Origin of the sequence: Apibacter raozihei, from assembly GCF_004014855.1 — a bacterium.
Lineage (GTDB): Bacteria > Bacteroidota > Bacteroidia > Flavobacteriales > Weeksellaceae > Apibacter > Apibacter raozihei.
The window spans coordinates 3,072,668-3,098,428 of record NZ_CP034930.1 but is presented as its reverse complement, the minus strand read 5'-3'; the positions used below and the strand labels follow the sequence as shown (position 1 = coordinate 3,098,428).

20 protein-coding genes are annotated in these 25,761 nt (G+C 30.8%); 16 read left to right on the top strand and 4 right to left on the bottom strand.

Annotation, left to right across the window (positions count from 1 at the left end; all coding sequences use genetic code 11):
• Positions 1 to 30 precede the first annotated feature (30 nt).
• Positions 31 to 1,428, top strand: a complete 1,398-nt coding sequence (locus EOV51_RS13780) for a di-heme oxidoreductase family protein (RefSeq protein ID WP_128153109.1) — start codon at positions 31 to 33, stop codon at positions 1,426 to 1,428.
• A gap of 301 nt (positions 1,429 to 1,729) precedes the next feature.
• A complete protein-coding gene (locus EOV51_RS13775) occupies positions 1,730 to 2,005 on the top strand; it encodes an RNA recognition motif domain-containing protein (protein ID WP_128153108.1) in 276 nt (91 codons plus the stop codon).
• A 75-nt stretch (positions 2,006 to 2,080) separates the two neighbouring features.
• Here EOV51_RS13775 and EOV51_RS13770 read toward each other — a convergent pair whose 3' ends face one another.
• Both EOV51_RS13770 and EOV51_RS13765 read right to left on the bottom strand, forming a co-directional pair.
• Positions 2,081 to 4,348, bottom strand: a complete 2,268-nt coding sequence (locus tag EOV51_RS13770) for a TonB-dependent receptor plug domain-containing protein (RefSeq protein ID WP_128153107.1) — start codon at positions 4,346 to 4,348, stop codon at positions 2,081 to 2,083.
• Between the two features lie 94 nt (positions 4,349 to 4,442).
• The gene (locus EOV51_RS13765) at positions 4,443 to 4,850 is read right to left on the bottom strand and encodes an HYC_CC_PP family protein (RefSeq protein WP_128153106.1); all 408 of its coding nucleotides are present in this window, start codon (positions 4,848 to 4,850) and stop codon (positions 4,443 to 4,445) included.
• 77 nt (positions 4,851 to 4,927) lie between these two features.
• Between EOV51_RS13765 and EOV51_RS13760 the strand changes: the two genes are divergently transcribed.
• The 8 genes from EOV51_RS13760 (at position 4,928) to EOV51_RS13725 (ending at position 15,584) form a co-directional block, all read left to right on the top strand.
• Positions 4,928 to 5,740: an SGNH/GDSL hydrolase family protein gene (locus EOV51_RS13760; RefSeq protein WP_128153105.1), complete on the top strand. Its 813-nt coding sequence runs from the start codon at positions 4,928 to 4,930 to the stop codon at positions 5,738 to 5,740.
• A gap of 96 nt (positions 5,741 to 5,836) precedes the next feature.
• Positions 5,837 to 6,415, top strand: coding sequence for a DJ-1/PfpI family protein (locus tag EOV51_RS13755; RefSeq protein ID WP_128153104.1), 579 nt, complete (start codon positions 5,837 to 5,839; stop codon positions 6,413 to 6,415).
• A gap of 222 nt (positions 6,416 to 6,637) precedes the next feature.
• Positions 6,638 to 8,962 (top strand): ATP-dependent helicase, encoded by a 2,325-nt coding sequence (locus tag EOV51_RS13750; RefSeq protein ID WP_128153103.1) that lies wholly within the window; start codon positions 6,638 to 6,640, stop codon positions 8,960 to 8,962.
• Between the two features lie 655 nt (positions 8,963 to 9,617).
• On the top strand, positions 9,618 to 10,277 hold the full coding sequence (locus EOV51_RS13745) for a hypothetical protein (protein WP_128153102.1): 660 nt from the start codon (positions 9,618 to 9,620) through the stop codon (positions 10,275 to 10,277).
• A 17-nt stretch (positions 10,278 to 10,294) separates the two neighbouring features.
• A complete protein-coding gene (locus EOV51_RS13740) occupies positions 10,295 to 11,023 on the top strand; it encodes a hypothetical protein (protein ID WP_128153101.1) in 729 nt (242 codons plus the stop codon).
• Between the two features lie 264 nt (positions 11,024 to 11,287).
• Complete coding sequence (locus tag EOV51_RS13735; protein WP_128153100.1) at positions 11,288 to 12,727, top strand: catalase; 1,440 nt, start codon at positions 11,288 to 11,290, stop codon at positions 12,725 to 12,727.
• Between the two features lie 69 nt (positions 12,728 to 12,796).
• A complete protein-coding gene (locus EOV51_RS13730) occupies positions 12,797 to 13,270 on the top strand; it encodes an ankyrin repeat domain-containing protein (protein ID WP_128153099.1) in 474 nt (157 codons plus the stop codon).
• 382 nt (positions 13,271 to 13,652) lie between these two features.
• The gene (locus EOV51_RS13725; protein ID WP_128153098.1) at positions 13,653 to 15,584 is read left to right on the top strand and encodes a site-specific recombinase; all 1,932 of its coding nucleotides are present in this window, start codon (positions 13,653 to 13,655) and stop codon (positions 15,582 to 15,584) included.
• A 60-nt stretch (positions 15,585 to 15,644) separates the two neighbouring features.
• On the opposite strand, the gene pepT is transcribed toward EOV51_RS13725, so the two are convergent.
• Positions 15,645 to 16,892: a peptidase T gene (gene pepT / locus EOV51_RS13720; protein WP_128153097.1), complete on the bottom strand. Its 1,248-nt coding sequence runs from the start codon at positions 16,890 to 16,892 to the stop codon at positions 15,645 to 15,647.
• Positions 16,893 to 17,064: 172 nt separating this feature from the next.
• Between pepT and EOV51_RS13715 the strand changes: the two genes are divergently transcribed.
• Positions 17,065 to 17,943, top strand: coding sequence for a hypothetical protein (locus EOV51_RS13715; protein ID WP_128153096.1), 879 nt, complete (start codon positions 17,065 to 17,067; stop codon positions 17,941 to 17,943).
• A 90-nt stretch (positions 17,944 to 18,033) separates the two neighbouring features.
• On the top strand, positions 18,034 to 19,716 hold the full coding sequence (locus EOV51_RS13710) for a putative transporter (protein WP_128153095.1): 1,683 nt from the start codon (positions 18,034 to 18,036) through the stop codon (positions 19,714 to 19,716).
• 22 nt (positions 19,717 to 19,738) lie between these two features.
• Here the strand turns inward: EOV51_RS13710 and ribA are convergent, their stop codons facing one another.
• Positions 19,739 to 20,326, bottom strand: coding sequence for a GTP cyclohydrolase II (gene ribA, locus EOV51_RS13705; protein WP_128153094.1), 588 nt, complete (start codon positions 20,324 to 20,326; stop codon positions 19,739 to 19,741).
• A 169-nt stretch (positions 20,327 to 20,495) separates the two neighbouring features.
• On the opposite strand from ribA, the gene EOV51_RS13700 reads away from it, so the two are divergent.
• The 4 genes from EOV51_RS13700 (at position 20,496) to EOV51_RS13685 (ending at position 25,751) form a co-directional block, all read left to right on the top strand.
• The gene (locus EOV51_RS13700) at positions 20,496 to 21,674 is read left to right on the top strand and encodes a sigma-54-dependent transcriptional regulator (protein ID WP_128153093.1); all 1,179 of its coding nucleotides are present in this window, start codon (positions 20,496 to 20,498) and stop codon (positions 21,672 to 21,674) included.
• A gap of 35 nt (positions 21,675 to 21,709) precedes the next feature.
• Entirely contained in the window at positions 21,710 to 23,242 is a 1,533-nt protein-coding gene (gene guaA, locus EOV51_RS13695) for a glutamine-hydrolyzing GMP synthase (protein WP_128153092.1), read from the top strand.
• A gap of 427 nt (positions 23,243 to 23,669) precedes the next feature.
• A complete protein-coding gene (locus tag EOV51_RS13690) occupies positions 23,670 to 24,530 on the top strand; it encodes a hypothetical protein (RefSeq protein WP_228427640.1) in 861 nt (286 codons plus the stop codon).
• Between the two features lie 180 nt (positions 24,531 to 24,710).
• Positions 24,711 to 25,751, top strand: a complete 1,041-nt coding sequence (locus tag EOV51_RS13685; RefSeq protein ID WP_228427639.1) for an ATP-grasp domain-containing protein — start codon at positions 24,711 to 24,713, stop codon at positions 25,749 to 25,751.
• The last annotated feature ends 10 nt before the right edge of the window (positions 25,752 to 25,761 follow it).

Genomic DNA, 25,761 nt, shown 5'->3' with positions numbered 1-25,761 from the left:
TAACTTAAAAATAAAATGGTAAAAACTAACATGAAATACACAGATTTAAAAAAGATAATTTTAACTCTACTGCTTATAATAAGTTATTCTTGTTCAGACGATGAATTAAATGTACCAGTGGTTGATGAAGAACAATTAGATATAAGCGATCGTTTATTTGCAGGTGGAGCAACAACAACATTTTCTACCTCATACCTAGCTTATGGAGAAAGGATTGATGGACTTTCATCTGGCGAAATTTATAAACATGATAGAGGGGATGTGTTGTTTGAAGCTAACTTTGTAAAAGCGCCTAATCCTGTACGACCAGGGCTGGGGCCGGTTTATAATAACAGATCATGTGAATCTTGCCATCCACGCGATGGACGAGCACCATTTCCCTCCAGTATAAATGATTTAAGCGGATTTTTTTTAAGAATTAGTATTCCCGGAACCAATGAACATGGCGGACCTAAACCAGATCCTTTTTTCGGTGATCAGATTCAAAATCAGGCTGTTTATGGATTTCAACCAGAAGCAAGATTTAAAGTTACACACACGCAAATAACAGAAACATTAGCAGACGGAACTCAGGTTGTATTAAAAAAGCCTAATTATTACTTAATAGATATTCATCCGTTAGCAAAATTACCTGCCAGTTATATGCTTTCTCCAAGGATAGGAAGACCCGTTTTTGGCTTAGGATTACTTGAAAGCATTCCTGTACAGGATATACTTAGTAGGGAAGATCCCACAGATAAAGATGGAAATGGAATTAAAGGTATAGCAAATTGGGTTTGGGATGAAGTGAATCAAAAAATGGATTTAGGTAGGTTCGGATGGAAAGGTAATAATCCAACGGTTTTAGTGCAAACTATAGGAGCATTACACGGAGATATGGGAATCACCAGCTCCTACAGACCTTACGAAAATAACCCGGTATTGTTGGATGGGTTAGATGATGATCCTGAAATTAGTGATGAACACATTGGATATCTTGAGTTTTACTGTAGAACATTAGCTGTACCGGCACCAAGAAATATTAACAATTCTCAGGTAAAAAAAGGCGCAGCATTGTTTGAAAAATTAGATTGCGCAGTATGTCACACACCTAAACAAAAAACAGGATATAACCCAGTAAGTACATTGTCATATCAAACATTTTATCCATATACAGATATGTTATTACATGACATGGGAGAAAACCTTGCAGACAATCGGCCAGACTTCCGGGCAGATGGTACCATGTGGAAAACTCCTCCATTATGGGGAATCGGCTTAACCTATAAAGTAAATAGTCATACAATGTTTTTACATGATGGCCGGGCAAACAATTTAACAGAAGCTATCCTTTGGCACGGAGGTGAAGCACAAACATCTAAAGAAAAATTTAAAGCTCTGAGCATTGAGAAAAGAGAGTCTTTACTAGCATTTCTAAACTCTTTATAATCTGGAAATTAATGATAATAAAACCAAGGATTTATTATATTAATTTATATTAAAACAATATATGAATAGTACTCTGAATAAAACTTTATTCAGAGTTTTTTTATTATGAAAGCATAATTAATTATTTAAATTTTAATTATGTAAAAAATAAAACAATAAAATAGTAGTTTCTCAATAAAAAATATGTACATTAGCGCATTGAGATTTTCATTATACTTTCTTCTACTTTAGTACCCAATTAAATAGTTTTTAGTCTGATTTTTTTCTCAAACAATTTTTTTATCAATTTTAATATTTTTATATGAACATTTTTATTTCAAACCTGAACTACAGGTTGTCAAACGAAGATTTACATGACCTATTTTCTGAATACGGAGATGTACAATCTGCTAAAATTATTAACGATCGAGAAACAGGTAGATCAAGGGGATTTGGTTTTGTTGAAATGGCAGATGATGATGCAAGAAAAGCAATCGAAGAACTAAATCAAAAAGAAGTAGACGGAAAAGTAATTAACGTTTCCCAAGCAAGAGAAAGAGAAGAAAGACCTAGAAATAATTTTAGAAGAAATTATTAATTTAGCTTTAAAATAAAGCAAATAATAAAAAAGCTCAAATACATAGTATTTGAGCTTTTTTATTTATCATTTTAATTATAATTTTACATCAAAACCTGCATAAAACATGGCCGGAACAATAGGTGCATAAACTACTGAGGTATCGAAATAAGAACCAAAAGGATTCTCCGAATCAATAATCGGATGATTTTGTTTATAACCCCCTAAGTTTTCTACTCCAATATATAGACGAAGTTTTTCTGAAAAATGTCTGGAAATTTGAGCGTTCATAAGTCCATAGTCTGGAGAATATGCTCTTTTTTGAAATTCTAAAGGATTTCTGGAAGTATCAGGAAGCCTTTGTTTTCCTATATACTGCAAAGTAAAATCAAATACCCATTTGCTTTTTTTGTCGGTTTCATTTGTTGAATATGAAGCCGTAAATAACCCTCGGTTTTTAGAAGTAAACGGAACCTGTTTTTTTCCATCCATATATTCAGCCTTTATATCATACCACTTATAGGCAAAATGCAATTCAAGATTTTGAATAGGAAAAATATCCCATACGGCTTGAAACGAATTCGAATATGATTTCCCCTCAAGATTATATATCCATAATTCCTGAGCAGAATGATCAAGGTCTGTAAGCACCTGGTTAGTAAAATCAGTTCTGTAAAAATCGATGGTAAATGTATTTTTAACTTTACCTACATTAAAATCCTGTATCATACTAATACCATAATTCCATGCAAATTCAGGTTGAAGGCCATAGACATCTCCATTATTTTGTTTAATATGTAGTTTTCTGGATGAAGCAAAATATTGCATGTTTTCAGCAAATATATTAGCGGTTCTCATACCTCTTCCGCCAGACATACGTAAAGTGGTTTTAGGGAATAAAGAATATTTTACGTTTAAACGTGGAAGAATCTGAGTTCCCGCTAGATTATGAAAGTCACTCCGTATTCCGGCAACAACAGTTAAGTTTTTTAAAGAAGTGTTGGTATATTCCGCAAACAAACCAGGAACACTTTCATTTCTATTAAAATTTACATTTTCAAAATCTTCATTATATGAATCGTGCAGATAACTCGCACCCAGTGAATATTTGTTATTAGTATTACCAATAATACTTTCAAAAATCAGATTAGCGAAAAACGTATTTTGGTTTCCATTATATAATCTTTGACCAAAATAGCTGTCGATATTGTGATGGATGTATTTAGTCTGTAATCCAATACTCTGATAGGGTTTATTTAAAAAAACATAACCTGTCTTATTCCAGATTTCAAAATGTGAATTTTCAATACCAAGTCCATAATAATTTTGCGTAAGTCTGTCAGTAGATTCTCTGAATTTTTTTTCACCACCGATCTGCTTATCATATAATGCCTGGACTGCAAAAATGGATCCCCATCCATTTTTTTGTATACCATCATACCGGAGAATGTTCATAGCATTTACCTGTTTGGAAAGGGGCATGTCAAGAAAACCATCATGATTCATATCTTCTTTGGAAAAACGACCGTTTAAATGGATAAGTGATGTGTTGCTCCAATCACGATCAAGTTTAGTAGCATTGACTACGTTGAGTTCAAGCCTTGCATTTTGATTACCAAAAAAATTGATATGAGTAAAATTTTTATCTTTAAATTTAAGTAGTTCAGTATTAATTTGTCCTGTAATACCTTCATAACCATTGTTTACCGTACTTCCCCCTTTAGTAAGTTGTATCGAATTAATCCAGGTGCCGGGAAGGTAATTAATACCATTAGCAGAAGTCAGTCCACGCACTTCAGGCATATTTTCGACGGTTATAGAGGTGTACTTTTGATCTAAACCTAAAAGTTTTATTTGCTTAGAGCCCGTAACAGCATTGGTTGTAGACACATCTACAGTAGGATTAGTTTCAAAGCTTTCTGCAAGGTTACAGCAAGCAGCTTTAAGTAGTTCCGATTTATTTATAGTATAAGTAAGCGATACTGAGTTTGATTTTATAGATACAGCTTTGGCTCGCTCCCGAATTATAATTTCGTTTAAAGATTTTTCTCCAGCAGTTTTTTCAGCCTCCATAAAAAGCTCTACAGGTTCATTAACAGATTCTATTTTCATTTCCAACTGAACAAATCCTTCTTTTTCAGCAATTATGTTATATAAACCGGCATGATACATGAGTTCGAAATTGCCAAGACTATCGGTTACGGTTTTCATAACGGGATGCTCTTTCCAATGAACATCGGCACCATTTATAGGCACTAATATTCCATCTTCTGTAGATGTAAATAATTTACCTTTCAATATTGAATGTTGTGCAGAAACTAGCATTCCCACACTTATAAATAATAATGTTATATATGTTTTCATTTGATTTTTTTAATAAATAATAATTCATAATTCAACCAATCAAATCAGATCAGATTGAGTTTATTATGTTAATGAATCGAAAATCAAATAAAAACTAACCGTAAAATGTATACCTGCAGTATAGCTTAAAGAGTTGCTTATTTTTTGGAGGAGGATTAGGACATAGACCCGGAATAATTTTTTGTTCCAGGCGTGATACATATGTAAAATCCCAATTCCATTCTTGAATAATTCCGTTAATATTTAAAACTGATAATATAAAACCGCTGTCTGTAGAAAAGAGAGATTGACTATGAGATTTAATTAATACATCTTTACAGCAATTATCTTTTTTAAAACTTGTATTTTCTTTATGCGTAGAAGCCCTGAGAGCCTTATTAAATTTTTTTGAGTTAATAGTATAGCCAATATTTTCTCCATGGCACCAATTCTGGTACACAAAAAAGTTCATGTTTGCAAAAAGAATAAGACAAACTAAAAATAATGACTGTACAAATTTCACATTGCAAATTTAATATTAAATATTAATAATTTCACAAATTTGAATTTTAATAATACTTTTGTATAGAAATGAGTATTGTGAAAAAAAGAATTTATAAATACAAAATAATTAGTTTACTTTTTGTAGTAAGTGTTTTGTTTATTTCAATATATTCGTATTATGAGTATAGGTTTCATTTTTCTGAGAATTTGTATGATAAAGATTTTTTTAATCCTAAAAAAGGTACTGATAAAATTTTAAAAATTGGGATAATTGGAGATAGTTGGGTTGAATATGGAAGCTTGGATTCGATAATTCAAAGTAAATTTAAACAAAAAAATATAAAATCTCATATAATTGCTTCAGGACAGCAAGGGGCAACTACTAGAGAAATTTACCAAAATTTATATAAAAGTAAAAACGATATTTACTCATCCAAAAAAGTTATAGATCAGCATCCAAGATATTGTATAATAATTTCAGGAGTTAATGATACCAATAAACAAATGGGAAAAAAGTATTATGCATATCATTTAAAATTAATTATTGAAACTCTTATGAAAGAGGGAATAATACCTATTGTTGTTTCCATACCACATTATGGTATTATTGAAGAATATGAACAATTTTCCAAACTTAAACAATTAAGGTTTAAAATATTTGCAATGTTAAACAATAAAGGAAATTTAGATAATATTGATGATTACAATGAATATTTTAATAATAGTTTAGAGAAAAATTTATACAAAGATTCAATGTTCTACTTTAATATTAATGCTGTAGTTCCAAATTATAAAAATAATTTAAACTTATTTAATGATCATCTGCATCTTAATTTACAAGGTAAAGAAATATTAGGAATTAATCTTATCAATCAAATTGAAATTCTAGAACAAACTGATTTTAGATGAAATCATTCAATGTTATGTTTTAATAATGTTGAAATTTAATTTTAATACTTTTGTTGTTAAGGTATTATTTTAATTTTTAAATTAGTATTAAAAATTATGAAGAAGAAGATTTTGCTATTTGCCGGTGATTTTGTGGAAGATTATGAACTCATGGTTCCTTATCAGGCAATGCTTTCGATTGGAATAGAAGTTGATGTTATATGCCCTGATAAGAAATCGGGAGATATTATTGCTACGTCTATTCATGATTTTGTAGGATTTCAAACATATCAGGAATTGCGGGGACATAATTTCGTAATTAATAAAACTTTCACAGAAGTTCAGGTCAGTGAATATGATGGATTATTTATAACCGGAGGTAGAGCGCCGGAATATATTAGATTAAACAATAAAATTATTGAGTTTACTCAACATTTTTTCTCAAATAATAAGCCGGTAGCTGCTATTTGTCATGGTATACAGGTGCTTACAGCTGCTAATGTAATTGAAGGACGAACACTTACATGCTACGATGCTGTAGGACCAGAAGTAATATTGGCAGGAGGAAATTATAAAAAAGTAGGCCCTGCAGATACTGTTTTAGATAGAAATTTAGTGACATCGCCAGCCTGGCCGGGCAATGCAGCTTTACTATCAGAATTCTATAAATTATTGGGAGTTAAAATATCTCTTTAATTCTTTTTCAAATAAAAATCTCACAGTCTATATCTGTGAGATTTTTATTTCAATTACTTATACATCTAAAGAGTATATTATTTATACGAAATAAGTCTCTTTTTTTTAACATAAGAATGTAAACTTAAAATTTTAAAATTTGTATAAGGTAAATTTTAACCTGTTGGGGATTAAAAAAAATAAGCAGACAAAAACACAAATTTCCGTAACTTTGTGCCTTGTATGAAAGATTTATTTGCAGACTTAAACGAAGTTCAAAGACAGGCCGTTAGTACCACAGATGGACCTTTAATGATCATTGCTGGAGCCGGTTCCGGTAAAACAAGAGTTTTGACATACCGTATTGCTCACCTGATTGACAAAGGTGTAGATTCATTTAATATTTTGGCCCTGACTTTTACTAATAAAGCAGCAAGAGAAATGAAAGAAAGAATATCTTCATTGATAGGAGGGACGGAAGCAAAAAATTTATGGATGGGTACTTTTCACTCCGTGTTTGCAAGAATACTTAGATCTGAAGCTCAAAAATTAGGATTTCCATCTAATTTTACAATATATGATTCACAGGACAGCGTCAATGTTTTAAAAAAGGTTATTAATGAAATGCAGTTAGATACTGACATTTATAAGCCGAAACAAGTGTTGGGCAGAATATCTACTTATAAAAATAATTTGATAACAGTCCGGGCTTATTACAATAACCCAGAATTAATGGAAGCAGATGCTGCTGCCATGCGACCTAAGATTGGTGAAATTTATAAATCGTATGTAGAGAGATGCTTTAAGTCTGGAGCAATGGATTTTGATGATTTATTGCTTCGAACCAACGAATTGCTCACAAGATTTCCTGAAGTTTTGGCTAAATATCAGGATCGATTTCGATACATTATGGTAGATGAGTACCAAGATACCAACCATTCTCAATACCTTATAGTAAAAGCATTGGCTTCTCGTTTTGAAAATATTTGTGTAGTGGGTGATGACGCGCAGTCGATTTATGCTTTTAGAGGAGCAAATATTAGAAATATTCTGAATTTTCAAAAAGATTATTCTGATGCAAAAGTAATACCATTGGAACAGAACTATCGCTCAACTCAGGTTATAGTAGAAGCTGCAAATGAAGTTATATCCAAGAATAGGGAACAATTAGAAAAGAATGTTTGGACACAAAATCCATCCGGAGATAAAATTCCTATTTATAGAGCATTGTCAGATGCAGATGAAGCGAATTATGTAGCTGCAGAGATATTTTCATTAAAAATGTCCCAGCAAAGAAAAAATAAGAATTTTGCCATTTTATATAGGACAAATGCTCAATCACGTGCTATTGAAGAGGCATTAAGAAAAAAAAATATTTCTTACAGGGTATTTGGAGGATTATCATTTTATCAGCGAAAAGAAATAAAAGATTTATTAGCTTACTTACGCGTATTAGTAAATCCTAAAGATCAGGAGGCCCTTTTACGTATTATAAATTATCCGGCAAGAGGTATTGGAGATACAACTTTAAATAAATTAATAGTTGGAGCAGATCAACAAGGTAAAACGCTGGATGAGATATTAGAAAATATAGCTATGTATGGTCAGGCTATAGGTTTAAATAAATCTACAACGGATAAACTTTCCAATTTTTGGACTATGATTCAGAGTTTTCAGGTACTTCTTAAAACCGAAGATGTTTATGAAGTAGCAATGAAAGTAGCTGTTACTTCTGGTCTTTTAAAAAATCTGAAAGAAGACGATACCCCTGAAGGGATATCAAGGGTTGAAAATATTCAGGAATTAATGAATAGCATTCAAGGATTCGTAGATGAGCAAAGACAACTAGATGAAGGAGATCCTAGCTTAAATTATTTTTTAGAAAATATTGCATTGGCCTCCGATTTAGATAACGGTGATGAAGAAGAAGATAAAGTTTCTCTTATGACCATTCATTTGGCTAAAGGCCTTGAATTCCCAGTTGTATTTATTGTTGGCTTAGAAGAAAACCTATTTCCTTCTCAAATGTCAATGAATACTCGCCAGGATTTGGAAGAAGAAAGACGTCTCTTTTATGTAGCTTTAACCAGAGCCGAAGAAAAGGCCTATTTTACCTATGCTACCACCCGTTTCAGATGGGGGAAAATTGTGGATGGAGAGCCTAGCAGATTTTTGGAAGAAATCAGTGATAAACATTTAGAACTATTAAATATCGAATTTGGGAATGCATTTAAAAACAATTCAGGCTTAGATTCAGACTTATTTGACGACGATTTTGCTCCTCGGTACCCCAAAGGTCCCAATCCTAAATATCAGAAAATTAAAGAAACTAAAACTGCACCGGTATCACAGAATTTAAAACCTATAAATAATGCCAAAATATCCCATCCTGTGGGTGGATCTATATCAAATCTTAATACAGGGGATGAAGTTTTGCATGATAGATTTGGTAAAGGAGTTGTCCTTGCTATTGAAGGCGATCCGGAGAATGCTAAAGCTCTTATCAAATTTGAAAATGAAGGTGAAAAGAAACTTTTATTGAAATTTGCAAAATTAAAAGTTTTATAATAATAAGCTTATATTCTTACTCATTTTAAATCTACTTTAAGTATTATATAAGTACAATCATTTTATGTATTGTATACTTTATTCTTATATTAAATATCTATAGTTACCATATGATAGTAAACTGAATTGGTTACGTATCATTTATAAAATAATTTGTTAAAATTTAGAAATGTCTTATTAGTTAATAATAAAAAATGACTTTAATGACAAATGAATTTATATTATATGGTATTCTATGTTGTATTAAACAAATAAAAAAAAAATTTATTTTATATTTTCATAAAAATATCAAATTTAATTTGTTTTTTTATGAAAAATGTTAGACTTTTGTGATTAGTATTTTATACTAAACTAAGGTAGTTTGTTTTATTAATTTATGCTTATGGGGTAAAAAAAAATATATATTTACTATATTGATAAATTTCACTATCTTAAGTAAAAGTTCTTTTAAACATTATAAATTATTGTTGTGTAATAAGTGGTTTATTAATATTAAATAGTGTGATATTATAGTTAAATATTAATTTTTAATATATTAAGTATACACTAATATTATTATATTACTTATTTTATATTTATATTCAAAATGAATTATTTTATGTAATAAAATAATTAAACACGAAATCTAAATTGTTATAATAAATAAAATTAAGTTATGAAAAAAAGTTTAATAGCATCAACAATGATTTTAGGAATTTGTTCATTAATAAATGCGCAGGTTGGAATTAATACTGTTGAAAATGCCATTCCAAAAGTCACATTACAGGTTGATGGTAAACCAGATCAACCATCAGTTCAGGATGGTATTCTAGTTCCTAGAATTACAAGAGTTCAGTTAGCAGCTAAAGACACAGTGTATTCAGCTGATCAAAATGGAGCTTTGATATTTATTACTGATATATCCGGTACATCTACACCAAAAACAGCCGATATAACCAGTACTGGGTTTTACTATTATAATAGCAGTACCTTAAAATGGACAGCTGTAGCCCCGGCATCGTCAGAAGCTAAAGATTATGGTAAAGGAAGTTTTACTCCTAATTCGACAACCGTCAATGTATCTCAAACAGTTGATTGGACAAGTTATGCTTCATATAATTATATTGAATTAGTAAATCCCTCTGGTGTTAGTAATAGTACGCTTAATTTTCCATCTGCATCAGCAATTATTGGTACGCTTTATTTATACAATAATTGTGGGCAAATGCTGACATTTGATGGCTCTCCATTATCAACTAAGTATTTAACCTATGGAGCAGCTTTACATCTATATTCTGATGGAACTAAATGGTATCTAATGGCGGGAAGAGATTAAATTTAAAAATAAATATTATGTATAATAAAGTATTAATAATTTTAACTGTTTTATTTAGTGTAAACAGTAAAGCACAACTTTTAAGTTTTTCAGAAGTAAAAGAATCCTTAAAAGATTCAAATTATTTTTTAGATGCTAGTTTATTTGGAAAAAAAGTAAATAATTATGGAAAACTCATCGGTTTTCCTAGAACGGACTTAACTAATTTTACCTTTGATTTATCGCTAGTTGAACGTTCAATAGTAAATGGTTATTATTTTGATGGTGTTTTGGCGTTTAATTCTGTCATAGGAACGACTTTAACAGGTCAAGGTGAACAAGTTAAAGTTACACCTGGATTTTATTATTTTTCAAATCCAAAAGGTGGTAAAAAAGAAGATGGAGGAGATGGTATTTTTAATATCAATGCAGGTAGATGGAGAAAATTAGGAGGACAAGAAATTGTTAATCATTCTGAGATGGAGACAAATCTATCAATAGATGGCAATCCTATATATAGTTTTAAAGGTTCATTTACAGCAGATGGTAGCACCACACAAATTACTTTGAGTGATTTACCAGCAGATACAGCAAGTGCCATAACATCCTTATATAGAGTGACTATATATAATAAAGATAAAAAAATGTTTACCAATACAGTATATTCTTTCGATGCAACAAACAGGAAAATTATTACAGGTGCACCAAATGTATCAGTAGTATATGAAGCAGGAAATTATAATTATATCTTAGAATATCTTAAATAGAATTTTAATTAAAAATAAAAAAGCCTTTAGATATACTAAAGGCTTTTTTATTTTTAATAAATATAAATAAGGATATATAGAGCTTTTTATCTATTTTCAAATGTTTTTTGGTATGATAATAGATAATATTTTATTGCTAACAACTAATTATTTCAAATAGATTATTTCTATTTTGAAATTTAAAGAAGAGATATCCATATATATTGTAAATATATAAATGTATCTACCTTTAAAACATCATTTAAAGATTAAAAAACTTATTATATGAGCAAGAAGAAATTAACCACCAGTGCAGGTAATCCTTTAGCGAGTAATCAAAAATCAATAACAGCAGGACAAAGAGGGCCCGTTTTGATACAAGATTATCAATTGTTAGAAAAATTAGCACATCAAAACAGAGAAAGGATTCCTGAAAGAGTTGTACATGCAAAAGGTTGGGGAGCATATGGTACTTTTACAGTAACTAATGATATTACTCAATATTCAAGGGCTAAAATATTTTCACAGATTGGAAAACAGACTCGCATGTTAGCTCGATTTTCTACGGTAGCCGGTGAAATGGGAGCAGCTGATGTTGAAAGAGATGTGAGAGGTTTCGCATTAAAATTTTACACAGAAGAAGGTAACTGGGACATGGTGGGGAATAATACTCCCGTATTTTTTGTAAGAGACGGTTATAAATTTCCCGATTTTATTCATACTCAGAAAAGACACCCAAGAACTAATTTACGTTCTAATGAAGCAATGTGGGACTTTTGGTCATTAACTCCGGAAAGTTTGCATCAGGTTACAATACTTATGTCTGATAGAGGAATACCCCAAACTCCGATGCATATGCACGGATTTAGTTCTCACACCTATTCCTTTTGGAATAATAATGGTGAAAGATTTTGGATAAGGCTTCATTTTAAAACCCAGCAGGGAATTAAAAACTTTACCAACGAAGAATCAGAAAAAATAAACGGCAAAACAAGAGAATATTATCAGGAACAATTATATGGAGCAATTGAAAAAGGAGACTTTCCTCAGTGGAAAGTTTATGCTCAAATTATGCCGGAAGAAGAAGCTACCCAAACACCTTATAACCCATTTGATTTAACCAAAGTTTGGCCACATTCAGATTATCCTTTAGTAGAAATAGGCTTGATGGAATTGAACGAAAATCCGTCTAATTATTTTCAGCACATAGAGAATGCTGCATTTTCTCCTTCTAACGTAATACCGGGAATAGGTTTTTCCCCGGATAAAATGTTACAGGCAAGAATATTCTCCTATGCAGATGCTCATAGGTATAGACTTGGAACTCATTATGAAATGCTACCAGCAAACCATGCAGTAGCCGAAATTAACCACTATCATAAAGACGGAGCAATGCGTTTTTTTGATAATTTTAATGAAAATCCGGATGCTTACTACGAGCCTAATTCAAAAAACGGACCGGTTGAAGATCATTCTTATCTGGAACCACCGTTAAAAATTGAGGGTGATGCTACTCGTTATGAAGAAAATGATACCTATGGAGATTTTAAACAACCGGGAGATTTGTTCCGTTTATTTAGTACGGAAGAAAAAGAAAGATTGTTTAATAATATTAAAGATGCTATGGCTGGTGTTTCAAGAGAAGTTATAGAACGTCAGTTGAAATTATTTGATGCTGCCGATCCTGAATACGGAAATGGTGTGAGAAAAGCTTTAGGAATTTAATAATAAAAAATATATGAAAGACTGATATCTAAAATCATTGGGTACAGCTTTTATATAGATTATAATCATATGGAAAATAAAGAAATATTGTTTCAGGCAATACGATCTGAGGATACTGAGACGGTTAAAAAAATACTAAATGAAGATATTACTCTTTTAAATTCTAAAGATGGAAGAGGTTCAACTCCCCTCTTACTGGCAACCTATTATGGAAATTTAGAAATTACTAAGTATTTGCTTTCATTACATCCTTTAATCGATGAAAAAGATGCTTCAGGAAATACAGCGCTGATGGGAGTTTGTTTCAAAGGTTTTGAAGAAATAGCAGAAAATTTAATAAATGAAGGGGCCAATATCAACGAAGTTAATCACAGCGGAGCAACGGCATTGGTATATGCAGCAACATTTAACAGAAAAAATCTTGTGAAATTATTACTGAAACACGGAGCAAATCCCGAAATAAAAGATATACGAGGAAATACAGCAGCATCTCAGGCACGAATGCAAGGTCTTAAAGAAATTGCGGAACTTTTAGAAGTGTAAAAGATTATTTTTTAATTAATCGTTATAATAAACAGGGATTTTACTTTAAATATCAATTAGCATTCTGTTTATAAAATAAATTGTAGAAAAAGGAACTTTTTTAATTAAAGAGTTCCTTTTTCCAAATTAAAAATCAATAATTTTTTAATAAATAGTAGTTTAATTTAAAAGGATATTTAAGTTTAACACAGATTAAAAAAATAAAATAAATCTAAAATGATAATAAAAAAACAATTTAATCAAATAAAAGAGTTGTAGTATTATTTAAACTAACAATAATGATAAAATTTAACTAAAAATATTGATTTAATTATAAATTAAGGATAATATACTATTTAATGAAATTAATTTTTAATATATTTGTTATTCTGAAAAAGAGAAAATGACTGAAAAATTAGAAACCATTTTAACGAAAACAGGAGAGAGAAATTTTTTATTAAGTTTGATTAAATATGGTAAAAGAGATTTTGATAATTCAATTGAATTTATTGATTTTTTAACTGAAGCAATTAATACCAATCCAATAATAAAAGAAAAGTTATTGGAACAATTATCTCCTTTGTTCAGAAATCTGCATATGCAGAAGTTTATGACTGATTTTAGAATTTTTTCTGATGATAAGCTGGTAACTTTATTCTTTAGACAAATTGGAAACAAAATACTTCCGCAAATTTCCGATGATCAAACTTTAATTTCGTTAAGTAATGAAGTCTTGTATTCAAATGGAAATCACAACTTTGTTAAAATTATACCTGTTGATAGATGGATTAAATTTTACGAAGCCTTATTTAACGATGATACAGTTATATGTAACAGAGAATATGTTAAAAAACAAATCAGGGAAGGAGCTATAATTTTAATAGATAGAATTATAGGTGGAGCTGCAGATCCCGAAGTATTTAAAATGAGTTATATCAAAGGAATAGAAGAAAATCCTTTTCAGAAATTAACACTAAACCTTATACGCACGCTTCAGGATCATGAAATTATTAATTCAGATAAAATTGATCAGCTAAAGCATCAGACTAAATTATGTCTTTTATATCTGGATAATCTGGTAGGTCAAAAAGAAAAAAAAGGAATTTCATTAAGAATAACTATAAAGATTACTCGTTTAAGACAACAACTGGAGCGGTTGAGTATTTTATTGAATGCCTTATATCTGCTGGATGACAAACCATTATCAATAGCAATGGCTCATATAACTAAAAACTGGTTAGGTTTTTATTCTCCCAAAAGCGGGGTTATTAACTCTTTTCAAAGTACCCTATATGTTGTTACGTTTCTTATTACTTGGCACAATCGTCAGATTGGTGAAAAATATATTACTTCAACTCCTAGAGAATATCTTCGGATGTTTTATTCCGCAGCAGGAGGAGGTTTATTAGTAGCTGTTTTGTGCTTTATAAAAAACCAGATGGGTATGAGCGTACATACTCCTTTTATACAGGCTGTTCTATATAGTTTTAATTATGCATGGGGGTTTATAGCTATTTATTTACTTCACTGGACGCTAGCAACTAAACAGCCGGCAATGACAGCTGCGGCATTGGCTCATACATTAAATCAAGATGAAAAGTCGGCGAGTGATTACACCGAGTTCGGATTATTTTTTACACGGTTGTTCAGAAGCCAATTCATAGCCTTTATAGGTAATGTAGTAGCAGTGTTTATAACAGCAACATTAATTTATTACTCTATAACCTATTTTATGGATGTAGAACTGATAAGTCAGGCTAAAGCACATGCTTTTAGAGATGAAGTGGTTAAGTGGGATTGGAAAATTTTTTGGTTTGGAGCTATAGCAGGTATATTTCTTTTCATGTCTGGTTTAGTATCAGGAATTACAGAAAATTATACCCGTTATCATAATATACCGGAAAGATTGTTTCATCACCCGGTTTTAAAAAGATTTATAAAGGAAAAAAGAAGAAGGAAATGGGTAAACTGGTACGAAAATAAGATAGGGGGTATAGCAGGTAATGCTTTTTTAGGTTTATGCCTAGGCTGTGCATTTTTAGTTGGAAATTTTTTAGGAATTCCTTTTGATATACGGCATATAACTTTCTCTGGAGGAAATTATGCAATAGCTTTATGTTATTTTCATTTCGATATATCATGGAAAGACTTTCTTTTAGGAATTGCAGGTATTTTTGGAATTGGTATATTCAATTTTTTAATAAGCTTTTCTTTATCGCTTTGGGTAGCGATGAAATCTGTTAATGTTCCAACCAGGGAAATGGGTAAGATTTTGTATTCAGCATTTAAGCTTTTCCTTAAAAACCCGGTTCGTTTTTTCCTGCCTATAAAATAAAACAAGGAGAATTTAATACTCTCCTTGTTATACTTTAATGAATAAATTATTAATAATTTTTTAATCAATACTTTCAGCAATAGCTATAATCACATTAGTAGCTTTTATCATAGATTCTAACGGTACAAATTCATAAGGACCATGAAAGTTTAAACCTCCGGCAAAAATATTAGGACAAGGCAATCCCATATAAGAAAGTTTAGAACCGTCAGTACCGCCTCTAATAGCTTTTATATTGGCTTTAATTCCAACTTTATCCATTGCTTTTTCAGCAATGTCAATAATAAACATTTTATCAGCAATTTTTTCTTTCATATTAAAATATTGATCTTCAATATCAATTTTGAAAGTTTTATCACCATATTTGGAATTGAGATTACTAACAGTTTCAATCATAAACAATTTTCTTTCTTCGTATAACTTACGATCATGATCCCTGATAATATAGTGCAATTTGGCTTTTTCCACATTTCCTGTAATATGGGTCAGATGAAAAAATCCCTCATATCCTTCAGTAGTTGCAGGAGTTTCATTTGCTGGCATTAGATTTGAAAACTCTACTGCAAGTAAAGCTGCGTTAACCATTTTGTTTTTAGCGGATCCTGGGTGTACGCTTTTACCAACAATTGAAATTACTGCACCTCCGGCATTAAAGTTTTCATATTCCAGTTCACCCACTTCACCACCATCCATTGTGTAGGCCCACTCGGCACCAAATTTTTTAACATCAAATAAATCTGCACCCTTACCAATTTCTTCATCCGGTGTAAAACCAATAGCAATACGACCATGCTTTATTTCTGGATGAGCTAATAAATATTCTGCAGCTGTTACAATTTCAGCTACACCTGCCTTATCATCAGCTCCCAGAAGAGTGGTCCCGTCAGTAGTTATAATACTTTCGCCAATGTGTTCCTTTAATTCAGGGAAATCAAGGACTTTTAAGGTAAAACCAGTTTTTTCATTTAGCAATAAGTCTTTACCATCATAATTTTTCCAAATTATCGGATTGACATTTTCCCCACTGAAGTCAGGAGATGTATCATAATGTGAAATAAATCCTACCGTGGGTAAATCTTTTTCATGTGTAGAAGGTACATATCCCATTACATAACCATGGTCGTCAATACTTACATCTTCAAGCCCCAAAGATTTTAACTCATTAAACAAGTGCTTGGCTATGTCCCATTGCCTTAAAGTACTGGGAGTAATATCTTCTCCGGGTTGACTGGTAGAATATATTCGTACATAAGTTAAAAATCGCTGTAAAAGTTTATCTTGCCATTCGGCTGAAGAAGTTAAATACATATCAAACTATTTTTTATCAAAATTAATCAAAACAATAATAAAAATTAAAAGAAAAATTTAGTAATATTTGAAATTGATAAGATTAAAATTAAATGATATATAAAATATTTTTACAATAGGCATTAATTAAATATAGACCTGAAAATATTATAGTATATTTGAGTAAAAAAGATTGAATATAGCAAAATACATAACAATTTTAATATTATATCCGGTAGTGTTTTTTTCACAGGAAAAAGATCTGAAAGGATATATAGAATTTCCAGAGTGCAAAAATTCATTACCTGTGGATAAAGATATTTGTAATGAATATGAACTGAAAAAGTTTATAACATATAACATTACACATTTTGCAGATGCGAAAAATAGTCAAGCGGAAGGAAAAATCTGGATAGAGTATGTTTTGACAGAGGATAAAGATTTACTTGTTTCAATTACAGAAAACAGTAATAATGATTCAAAGCTAAAAAAGTCTACTTTATTAGCAATGAGCAAGTTAAAAGATTCTATACAATCAGGTAAAATAAACATAATTCCGGCTCAGTTAAATGGTAAAAAAGTGGTTTCCTATTTTATGATTCCTATTGAATTTACTAAAGTAAAAAATGAAACTTATTTCAATAATTCTGATTCAAGAAAAATAGTTATAGCTACTTACAGAACCTCTGAAAAAACAATACAATTCAGGAGAGATTTAAAAGGAATTATTTATGCATACTCTTTATCTTCGAATAAGGAAAAACTTATAGGTAAAATTGATAGTAATAAAGAATCTGGAGATTTTAGTAATACTGAAAAATCATTATTATTCCTTTATAATATTACCTTTTTAAAATCGGAAATACTTCTTACAATGGGTAATATAGATGGCCAGTATTTTGAACTGTATATGGATAAGAGTACTTCAGATACACAAGATGAATCGGTCGGTAATTCTAATGGAATGAATATAAATGTTTATTCATCTAAAAATTTAGACAAGCCAGTAGAAACATTTAAAAGCATAGATGAACTGTTTAACTCAAAATATTTACCTTTACTTTTCAAATAACCTTACAAATAACAGGTTTTTTACTGATTAGAATCATTCTTAGCGTCCTGTTTTTTATCTAATTTTGTTTCTTATAAAAATATATCTGAAATGAATTGGTTATGGGATTTGTTAAGCAATCATGAATCGGTTGCATACACTGTATTAATATACAGTTTCGTTATAAGTGTAGGTGTGGCCTTAGGAAGAATTAAATTTTTTGGTATTTCTTTCGGGATAACTTTTGTTTTGTTTATGGGAATTTTTGTTTCTCATTTCGGTTATGTAATCAATGAACATATTCTACATTTTATTAAAGAATTTGGGTTAATTCTTTTCGTTTATACCATAGGATTGCAGGTAGGACCGGGTTTTTTTTCATCGTTTAAGAAAGAAGGGCTGACTCTCAATTTATTAGCTATTATTATAGTAGTGACAGGAGGAATTGTCACAGTTGCCATTCACTACATAAGCGGAACATCCATTTCCACCATGGTAGGAATTATGTCCGGGGCTGTTACCAATACTCCCGGTTTAGGAGCTGCACAGCAAACAATAAAAGATTTAGTTGTTGATCATTCTGAAAACAGTAGTATTATGCAGACACTATCAACAGGTTATGCTATAGCTTATCCGTTTGGAGTTATAGGAATTATTTTTACCATGTTATTAATGAAAAAGCTTTTCCATGTAGATATAATAGCAGAGACTAGGTTAAATCAGCTAAAACACAAAACCGGTAGCACACTGCAAAAAATTGTTGTGGAAGTAACTAATCCCGCTCTTGTTGGAAAAGAACTTAGGGTTTTATGGAAAATAATGAAATTTAACTTTGTAGTTTCCAGAGTAAAACATGATGAAGGTATTTTTACACCGGATAAAAAATATGTATTAAATGAAGGAGATAAATTATTAATTGTCAGTTCGGCTGAAGACATGGAAGCTTTGGAGAGCGTTATTGGAAAAAGAATTAAAATAGACTTATCTTCCGAAGGAAAGAAACAAAACATCATTTCGAAAAAAATAAATGTAACTAAATCCTATGCCTATTCCAAACGATTAGGTGAATTAGGAATCAGAGATAAATATGGAGTTACAATTTCCAGGGTTGTTCGGGCAGGAGTAGAATTTATACCCGACAGAAATACCAAACTTCAGTTTGGAGATACACTGGTAGTAATTGGAGAAGACGCAAATATTATAGCGCTTGCCAAAGATTTTGGAAACTCAAAAAAACAGTTAGGAATTCCTCACATTGCAGAATTATTTCTAGGCATACTAATTGGAGTTTTAGTAGGTAGCATACCTTTTCAGTTCCCAGGAATTCCGGTCCCAGTAAAACTGGGGTTAGCCGGAGGACCTCTTATTATTGCTATTTTAATTAGTCGTTATGGAGGTAGAATATCTGTTACTCATTATGTATCAAGCAGCGCTAACCTGATGGTAAGAGAAATCGGAATTGTTTTATTTTTGGCCAGTGTAGGGCTAGGTGCTGGAGATACATTCTGGAAAGCACTAACTGAAGGAGAAGGATTATATTGGATGCTTTATGGAGTATTTATAACATTAATACCTTTAATTGTCGGAGCTTTAGTTGGTAGGTTTTTCTTTAGATTAAATTTTCTTGAAATATGTGGACTCATGGCGGGAGCATCCACAGATCCTCCTGCATTAGCTTTCGCAAACCAGTCAGCGGGTTCAGATGCACCTGCAATTACTTATGCCACAGTTTACCCTTTGACTACCTTTATGCGTATAATGGGGGCACAACTTATTTTGTTGTTGTTTTTTTAATAAAAAAATGGTTTAGAAAAGATTATTTCAGGTCTAAAAAATGACCGAAATAATCTTTTTTTGTTTTTAAATATTCCAGATTTTCCTTTTCAGGATGAATTTCCAGAGGAATTCTTTTTTCTAATGTAATTGTGCTATCCTCAATAAAATGAACTTTTTCAGGATTATTTGTCAGCAAATTAACTGATTCAATACCTAGGTCGTTCAAAATATCAATTGCTATTTTAAAATCGCGTGCATCAGCTGGAAAACCAAGCTTAATATTTGCTTCTGCGGTATTGAGTCCTTGATCTTGAAGATTATAAGCCTTTAATTTGTTAATTATACCAATATTTCGGCCTTCTTGTCTTAAATAAAGAAGAACTCCACCATTCTCGTGAATATATTTCATAGCAGCATCCAGCTGTTTACCACAGTCACATCTTTTAGAATGAAATAGATCACCAGTAATACATTCAGAATGAATTCTGATATTCACTGTTTTACTTAAATCAGTTTTTTTGCTTATAAGGGCAAGATGAGGCATCCAGTTAGAATTATCATCTGAGTAGGCAATCATTTCGAATTCTCCCCAATCTGTAGGTAGTATGGCTTCTGCTTGTCGTTTCATCTTCATTATTTATGATTACAACAAATTTAGTATAAATATGTTCACAGTAAATAGGTCTATAATATCTTTTATTGATATTTGAATTATATTTTTAAAATTCAAACCTATAGAGTTGATTTTTTTAGCAAAAAAAAACAAGTATCTTTGCAAATTAAAATTTATTAATATTATGGCCAAAATCTTGATTGTAGAAGATGAAGAAACTATACGAAGGGTATTGAAAAATATTCTTTTGGATGAAAATAAAGAATTTGAAATAAGTGAAGCTCCTGATGGAGCAGAGGCCAAATTATTAATAGATAAAGAAGATTTCGATTTGGTTCTTTGTGATATTAAAATGCCTAAAATGGATGGTGAAGAATTATTGGATTTAGTGATGTCTGATAAACCTACTTTGCCTTTTATCATGATATCTGGACACGGTACCATTGAAATAGCAGTAAACTGTATTAAAAAAGGTGCTTTTGATTATATATCTAAACCACCGGATTTAGGAAGATTATTGAGTGCGGTTAGAAATGCCTTAGATAAAAAGAATCTGTTACATGAAAACCAAAAGCTATCCAATCAAAATAAATTACTGAAAAAGAAAGTCAGTAAAAAATACGAAATGATTGGAAACTCTAAAAAACTAGAGGAAATAAAAACAATTATAGATAAAGTAGCTCCAACTGATGCCAGAGTCTTAATTACCGGTCCTAACGGAACAGGAAAAGAATTAGTAGCACATTCCATTCACGAAAAAAGTGAACGTTCCATAATGCCTATAATAGAAGTCAACTGTGCAGCAATTCCTTCCGAACTAATTGAAAGTGAATTATTCGGACACATGAAGGGGTCTTTCACCGGCGCTGTAAAAGATAAACAAGGTAAGTTTGAATTGGCTAATAAAGGGACAATTTTCTTAGACGAAATCGGAGATATGAGTTTACCGGCTCAAGCTAAAGTGTTAAGAGCATTACAGGAAGGCAAAGTCAGCAGAGTAGGAAGTGATAGCGAAATATCTGTTGATGTGAGGGTTTTAGCAGCTACGAATAAAGACTTAAAAGAAGAGATAAAAAATGGAAGATTCAGAGAAGACTTATTTCATCGTTTATCCGTAATTGAATTAAAAGTTCCATCACTAAAAGAACGTAAAGAAGACGTACCTTTATTAATTGAATATTTTTCAGAGGTAATCGCAGAAGAGCAGGGAGCAAAAGTAAAACGATTTTCTTTAGAGGCTATAAATTTATTACAATCTTTTGATTGGACAGGGAATATCAGAGAATTGCGAAACGTAGTGGAACGGTTAATCATTTTAGGAGGAGATCCGGTTACTCCGGATGATGTTAAAAGCTTTTGTTAAAAAAAAACATACTAATAAACCAATAATTAATATTAATGAAAAACGGAATTATTATATTAGACTTCGGCTCTCAGTACAATCAATTGATTGGACGCCGTATAAGAGAATTTGGAGTTTATGCTGAAATATTACCATTTTACACTCCTTTGGATGAAATTTTAAGCCATAATCCTAAAGGTATAATTCTTTCCGGAGGACCCTCTTCAGTGAATGCTCCGGATGCAAATCTGGTAGAGAAAGAACTGTACGAGAAGGGAATTCCTGTCTTAGGAATTTGTTATGGTATGCAGGTTACTGCTAAACTTTTAGGAGGAGTAGTAAGTGAAGGAATAAAGGGTGAATATGGAAAATCTGAATTTAAAATATCAAAACAAAATAAACTATTAGAAGGGGTTCCAGAAAATTCAACGGTTTGGATGAGTCACTTCGATGAAGTTAGCCAGTTACCGGAAGGATTTGAATTAATTGGAACTTCAACCAACTCTATCGCTTGCATGGCAAATGATGATAGAAAAATATATGCAGTACAGTTTCATCCGGAAGTATCCCATACTGAATACGGTAGTGAAATTATCAAACACTTTGTTTTTGATATTTGTAATTGTGAAAAAAATTGGGAATTAACAGATTTTATTCAGGCTGAAATCAAGAGAATTAAAGAAAAGGTCGGAAATAAAAAAGTTATTTTAGGACTATCCGGAGGGGTAGATTCTTCAGTTGCTGCTGTTCTTATCCATAAAGCGATAGGTAATCAATTAACTTGTATTTTTGTTGATACAGGATTATTGCGTAAAAATGAAGGAGATAAAGTAATGCAGGTTTACGGAGAGCATTTTCATATGAACATTAAGCGGGTAAATGCTGAAGAACGTTTCTTTTTCAAACTAAAAGGTGTTGATGATCCAGAACGCAAGCGAAAAATTATCGGAAACGAATTTATTCAGGTTTTTGATGAAGAAGCTCACAAAATTGAAAATGTAGATTTTTTAGCACAGGGTACTATTTATCCGGATGTTATTGAGTCTCAATCAGTAAAAGGTCCATCTGCAGTGATTAAATCGCATCACAATGTAGGAGGATTACCTGATGAAATGAAACTGGAGTTATTAGAACCTTTACGAGAATTATTTAAAGATGAGGTAAGAAAAGTAGGGGTAGAATTAGGTATTCCTGAAGAATTGGTTTACAGACACCCTTTTCCGGGTCCAGGATTGGGTATTAGGGTTTTGGGAGCTGTAGATGAAGAGAAAGTAAAAATTTTACAAGAGGCAGACGATATATTTATAGAAGAACTGTATAAAAATGATTTATATGATAAAGTAAGTCAGGCATTTGTAGTACTACTTCCGGTTAAATCGGTCGGGGTAATGGGAGATGAACGTACGTATGAATATACTGCTGTTGTTAGATCTGCAAATACTATTGATTTTATGACAGCTACCTGGTCAAAATTGTCCTATGAATTTTTAGAATTGATATCTAATCGTATCATTAATGAAGTTAAAGGAATTAACAGAGTTGCCTATGATATTTCATCAAAACCACCGGCAACTATTGAATGGGAATAAAGTATTATTATATAAAAAAAAGCCTGATTAATTTTTAATCAGGCTTTTTTTATTGATAAAAGAAAAAATAAAAATAAAAAATAATAAATATAAAATGCTGATATTTAAATTGTTAGATACTTCGTTTTAATATTTATTTCTTTTGATACTAAAAAATACGTAAAACTATATTTATTTATTATAAATTATGACTATATTTATGTTTTATAAAAACAATCTAAGTTCATTTTAAAATTTTAAGATAAAATGATTGTTTATAAACTATAATTAATGAATAATGTAAATATATAAAAGCTATAGATACTTACTTTAGGCCTGTTGAGCGATTGACGTTTAAATTTTATAACAAAAACTATGAATTATAAAATTTAATAAGTAATCAAAAAAACTTTAATAAATAATTATTTAAGAAAAGAATATGTTTAATTTGTCTGTCAAAAGTAATATTGTATCGCCCCAAAGTTTTGAGACTTTCTATAGAATTCAGATAAGCTACAATTCAGTAGCTGGTCCACAAACACCTAATTTATCTTTAAATACAGTTTCACATATTCATTTTGTTCAAAGAATACAAAACAATAGTTTGTATAATACAACTGTGTTACTTTCAGCTAATGGAGGAACTAAAAATGAAGAAAACAGGAGTGCTCTTGAGAAAATATTGATTTTATCAGATATAATGACAAAAATGTCAATTAAAAGAAATTTGAACGGTAAAATTGAGAAGTTGTTGAATCCGGATGAAATCAAAAAATCATGGAATCTTTGGAAGGAAAAAAATTTAACAGAATATATGAGAAAACTAATAGAGCAGGAAAACTTTATTGAGGACTTAGAATCCAGCCTTATATATCTTGAAGGGAATTTTAAAAAAGAAATTCAATATATCGCATTATTTCCGGAATGTTATTCTTTTAAATCAAATAATCTTCAATCAACCAATTATACAAGTCAATACATATTTAATTCTCATTTAATAAATGAACTGGTTCTTAAGTATAAGTTATATCCTGTCTTTATTAAAGATTATGGTAATATAATTCATGTTAAATTAAAATCTATTATTGCCAATTTATCAGATGTAGGGTCTATAATTAATGAAATTGATTCACTACCTGATTATAAGTATAAATTTGAAATTTTAGCTGATTATAAGTTTGATAAGAAATCAGGAAGAATTATTACTTCAGAAGTTGTTTTATCTGAATTTATAAATAATGAAATTCAATATACGTCAAAAGTAGAAATAAAAGAGGATAAAAAAATAGTAAATAAGATTTATTCCTGAATTTGGTTAGTACTTATGATAGTTACTCACTACTAAAATTTATTAATAATAATAAAAAGCATTAACTGTTTTTTATAAATTCCTATTAAAACAGGAGTATTGTGATGATAAAACTTTAATAAAAAAATTCATTCTTCTGTATTAGTAATAAATTAGTAGCTTTACATAAAGTGTGAAAATTTGAAAACAGCAGTACTTTATCAGTTTTCTTCTCCGCCCGAAAAAAATGGAATTATTAAGCCGCTAAAGAAAGGAGGTTATGCAGATAGTGGAGCAGATATAGCTTACGCATTAAAAATAAATAAAATTCCGGTCATAACTCCCGTTAATTTTGCTAATCCTAGAATAGATTTAGACTGGGTTTTTCCGGATACATTTTCTGGTATCGCAGAAGCAATTGACTTAGGTGCTGAAGTTTTATGGTTAAATACGGTATTGTATCAAGGTCATCCAATAGAAGACTTTTTAAAAAGTGTAAAAGTAGTTGGACAATTACCTGAAATTGTTGATAAATATGATGATAAATACTTAACTAATCATTGGCTGAAAAAATACGATTTACCGATTCCTTATTCCCATTTATTAAACAGAAATTTTAACAAAGAAAATATTCCATCTGAACTGAATTATCCTGTAATACTAAAGCCTGTTAGAGGCAGGGGCAGTCAGGGGGTTACAAAGATTGATAACAAGGAAGAATTATGGGAAACAGCAAGCTCTCTTTTTAAAAGTGGAATATATGGTGATTATATGTATCTGGAAGAATTTTTATCAGGAGAAGAATTAACAATAACTGTTATGCCTCCTGGAAGTTATATTATTGAAAATCAAAAATTAGACCTACCAAATTATTGGAGTTTGCCACCGGTAAAAAGATTTAATCATGAAAAAGGAGTCGCTCCATATAATGGAGTTGTTGCAGTAATGTCAAACAGTAAAATTTTGACAAAAGGAGAAATTCAGGAGCCAAAAATACAGATGTTATGTAAGCAATGTGAAAAAGCTGCGGAACTTATTGAAGCAAGAGCTCCCATAAGAGTAGATTGTAGAGCCAATAAAAATGGTAATTATTTTTTGTTTGATGTTAATTTAAAACCAAACATGACAGGTGCCGGTAGGCCTAACAGAGAAGAGCAGGACAGCTTAACTATGTTGGCAGCCAAAGGGATTGGCTGGACGTACCCGGATTTATTAATAAATATGCTTAACCAATGCTGGTAATCAATACAAA

Coding starts and splice junctions, on each gene's coding strand:
- EOV51_RS13745 (WP_128153102.1), top strand. CDS start 9,618: ATGAAAAAAAGTTTAATAGCATCAACAATGATTTTAGGAATTTGTTCA.
- EOV51_RS13710 (WP_128153095.1), top strand. CDS start 18,034: ATGAATTGGTTATGGGATTTGTTAAGCAATCATGAATCGGTTGCATAC.
- EOV51_RS13700 (WP_128153093.1), top strand. CDS start 20,496: ATGGCCAAAATCTTGATTGTAGAAGATGAAGAAACTATACGAAGGGTA.
- EOV51_RS13780 (WP_128153109.1), top strand. CDS start 31: ATGAAATACACAGATTTAAAAAAGATAATTTTAACTCTACTGCTTATA.
- EOV51_RS13750 (WP_128153103.1), top strand. CDS start 6,638: ATGAAAGATTTATTTGCAGACTTAAACGAAGTTCAAAGACAGGCCGTT.
- ribA (WP_128153094.1), bottom strand. CDS start 20,326: ATGAAACGACAAGCAGAAGCCATACTACCTACAGATTGGGGAGAATTC.
- pepT (WP_128153097.1), bottom strand. CDS start 16,892: ATGTATTTAACTTCTTCAGCCGAATGGCAAGATAAACTTTTACAGCGA.
- EOV51_RS13730 (WP_128153099.1), top strand. CDS start 12,797: ATGGAAAATAAAGAAATATTGTTTCAGGCAATACGATCTGAGGATACT.
- EOV51_RS13770 (WP_128153107.1), bottom strand. CDS start 4,348: ATGAAAACATATATAACATTATTATTTATAAGTGTGGGAATGCTAGTT.
- EOV51_RS13735 (WP_128153100.1), top strand. CDS start 11,288: ATGAGCAAGAAGAAATTAACCACCAGTGCAGGTAATCCTTTAGCGAGT.
- EOV51_RS13775 (WP_128153108.1), top strand. CDS start 1,730: ATGAACATTTTTATTTCAAACCTGAACTACAGGTTGTCAAACGAAGAT.
- EOV51_RS13740 (WP_128153101.1), top strand. CDS start 10,295: ATGTATAATAAAGTATTAATAATTTTAACTGTTTTATTTAGTGTAAAC.
- guaA (WP_128153092.1), top strand. CDS start 21,710: ATGAAAAACGGAATTATTATATTAGACTTCGGCTCTCAGTACAATCAA.
- EOV51_RS13755 (WP_128153104.1), top strand. CDS start 5,837: ATGAAGAAGAAGATTTTGCTATTTGCCGGTGATTTTGTGGAAGATTAT.
- EOV51_RS13725 (WP_128153098.1), top strand. CDS start 13,653: ATGACTGAAAAATTAGAAACCATTTTAACGAAAACAGGAGAGAGAAAT.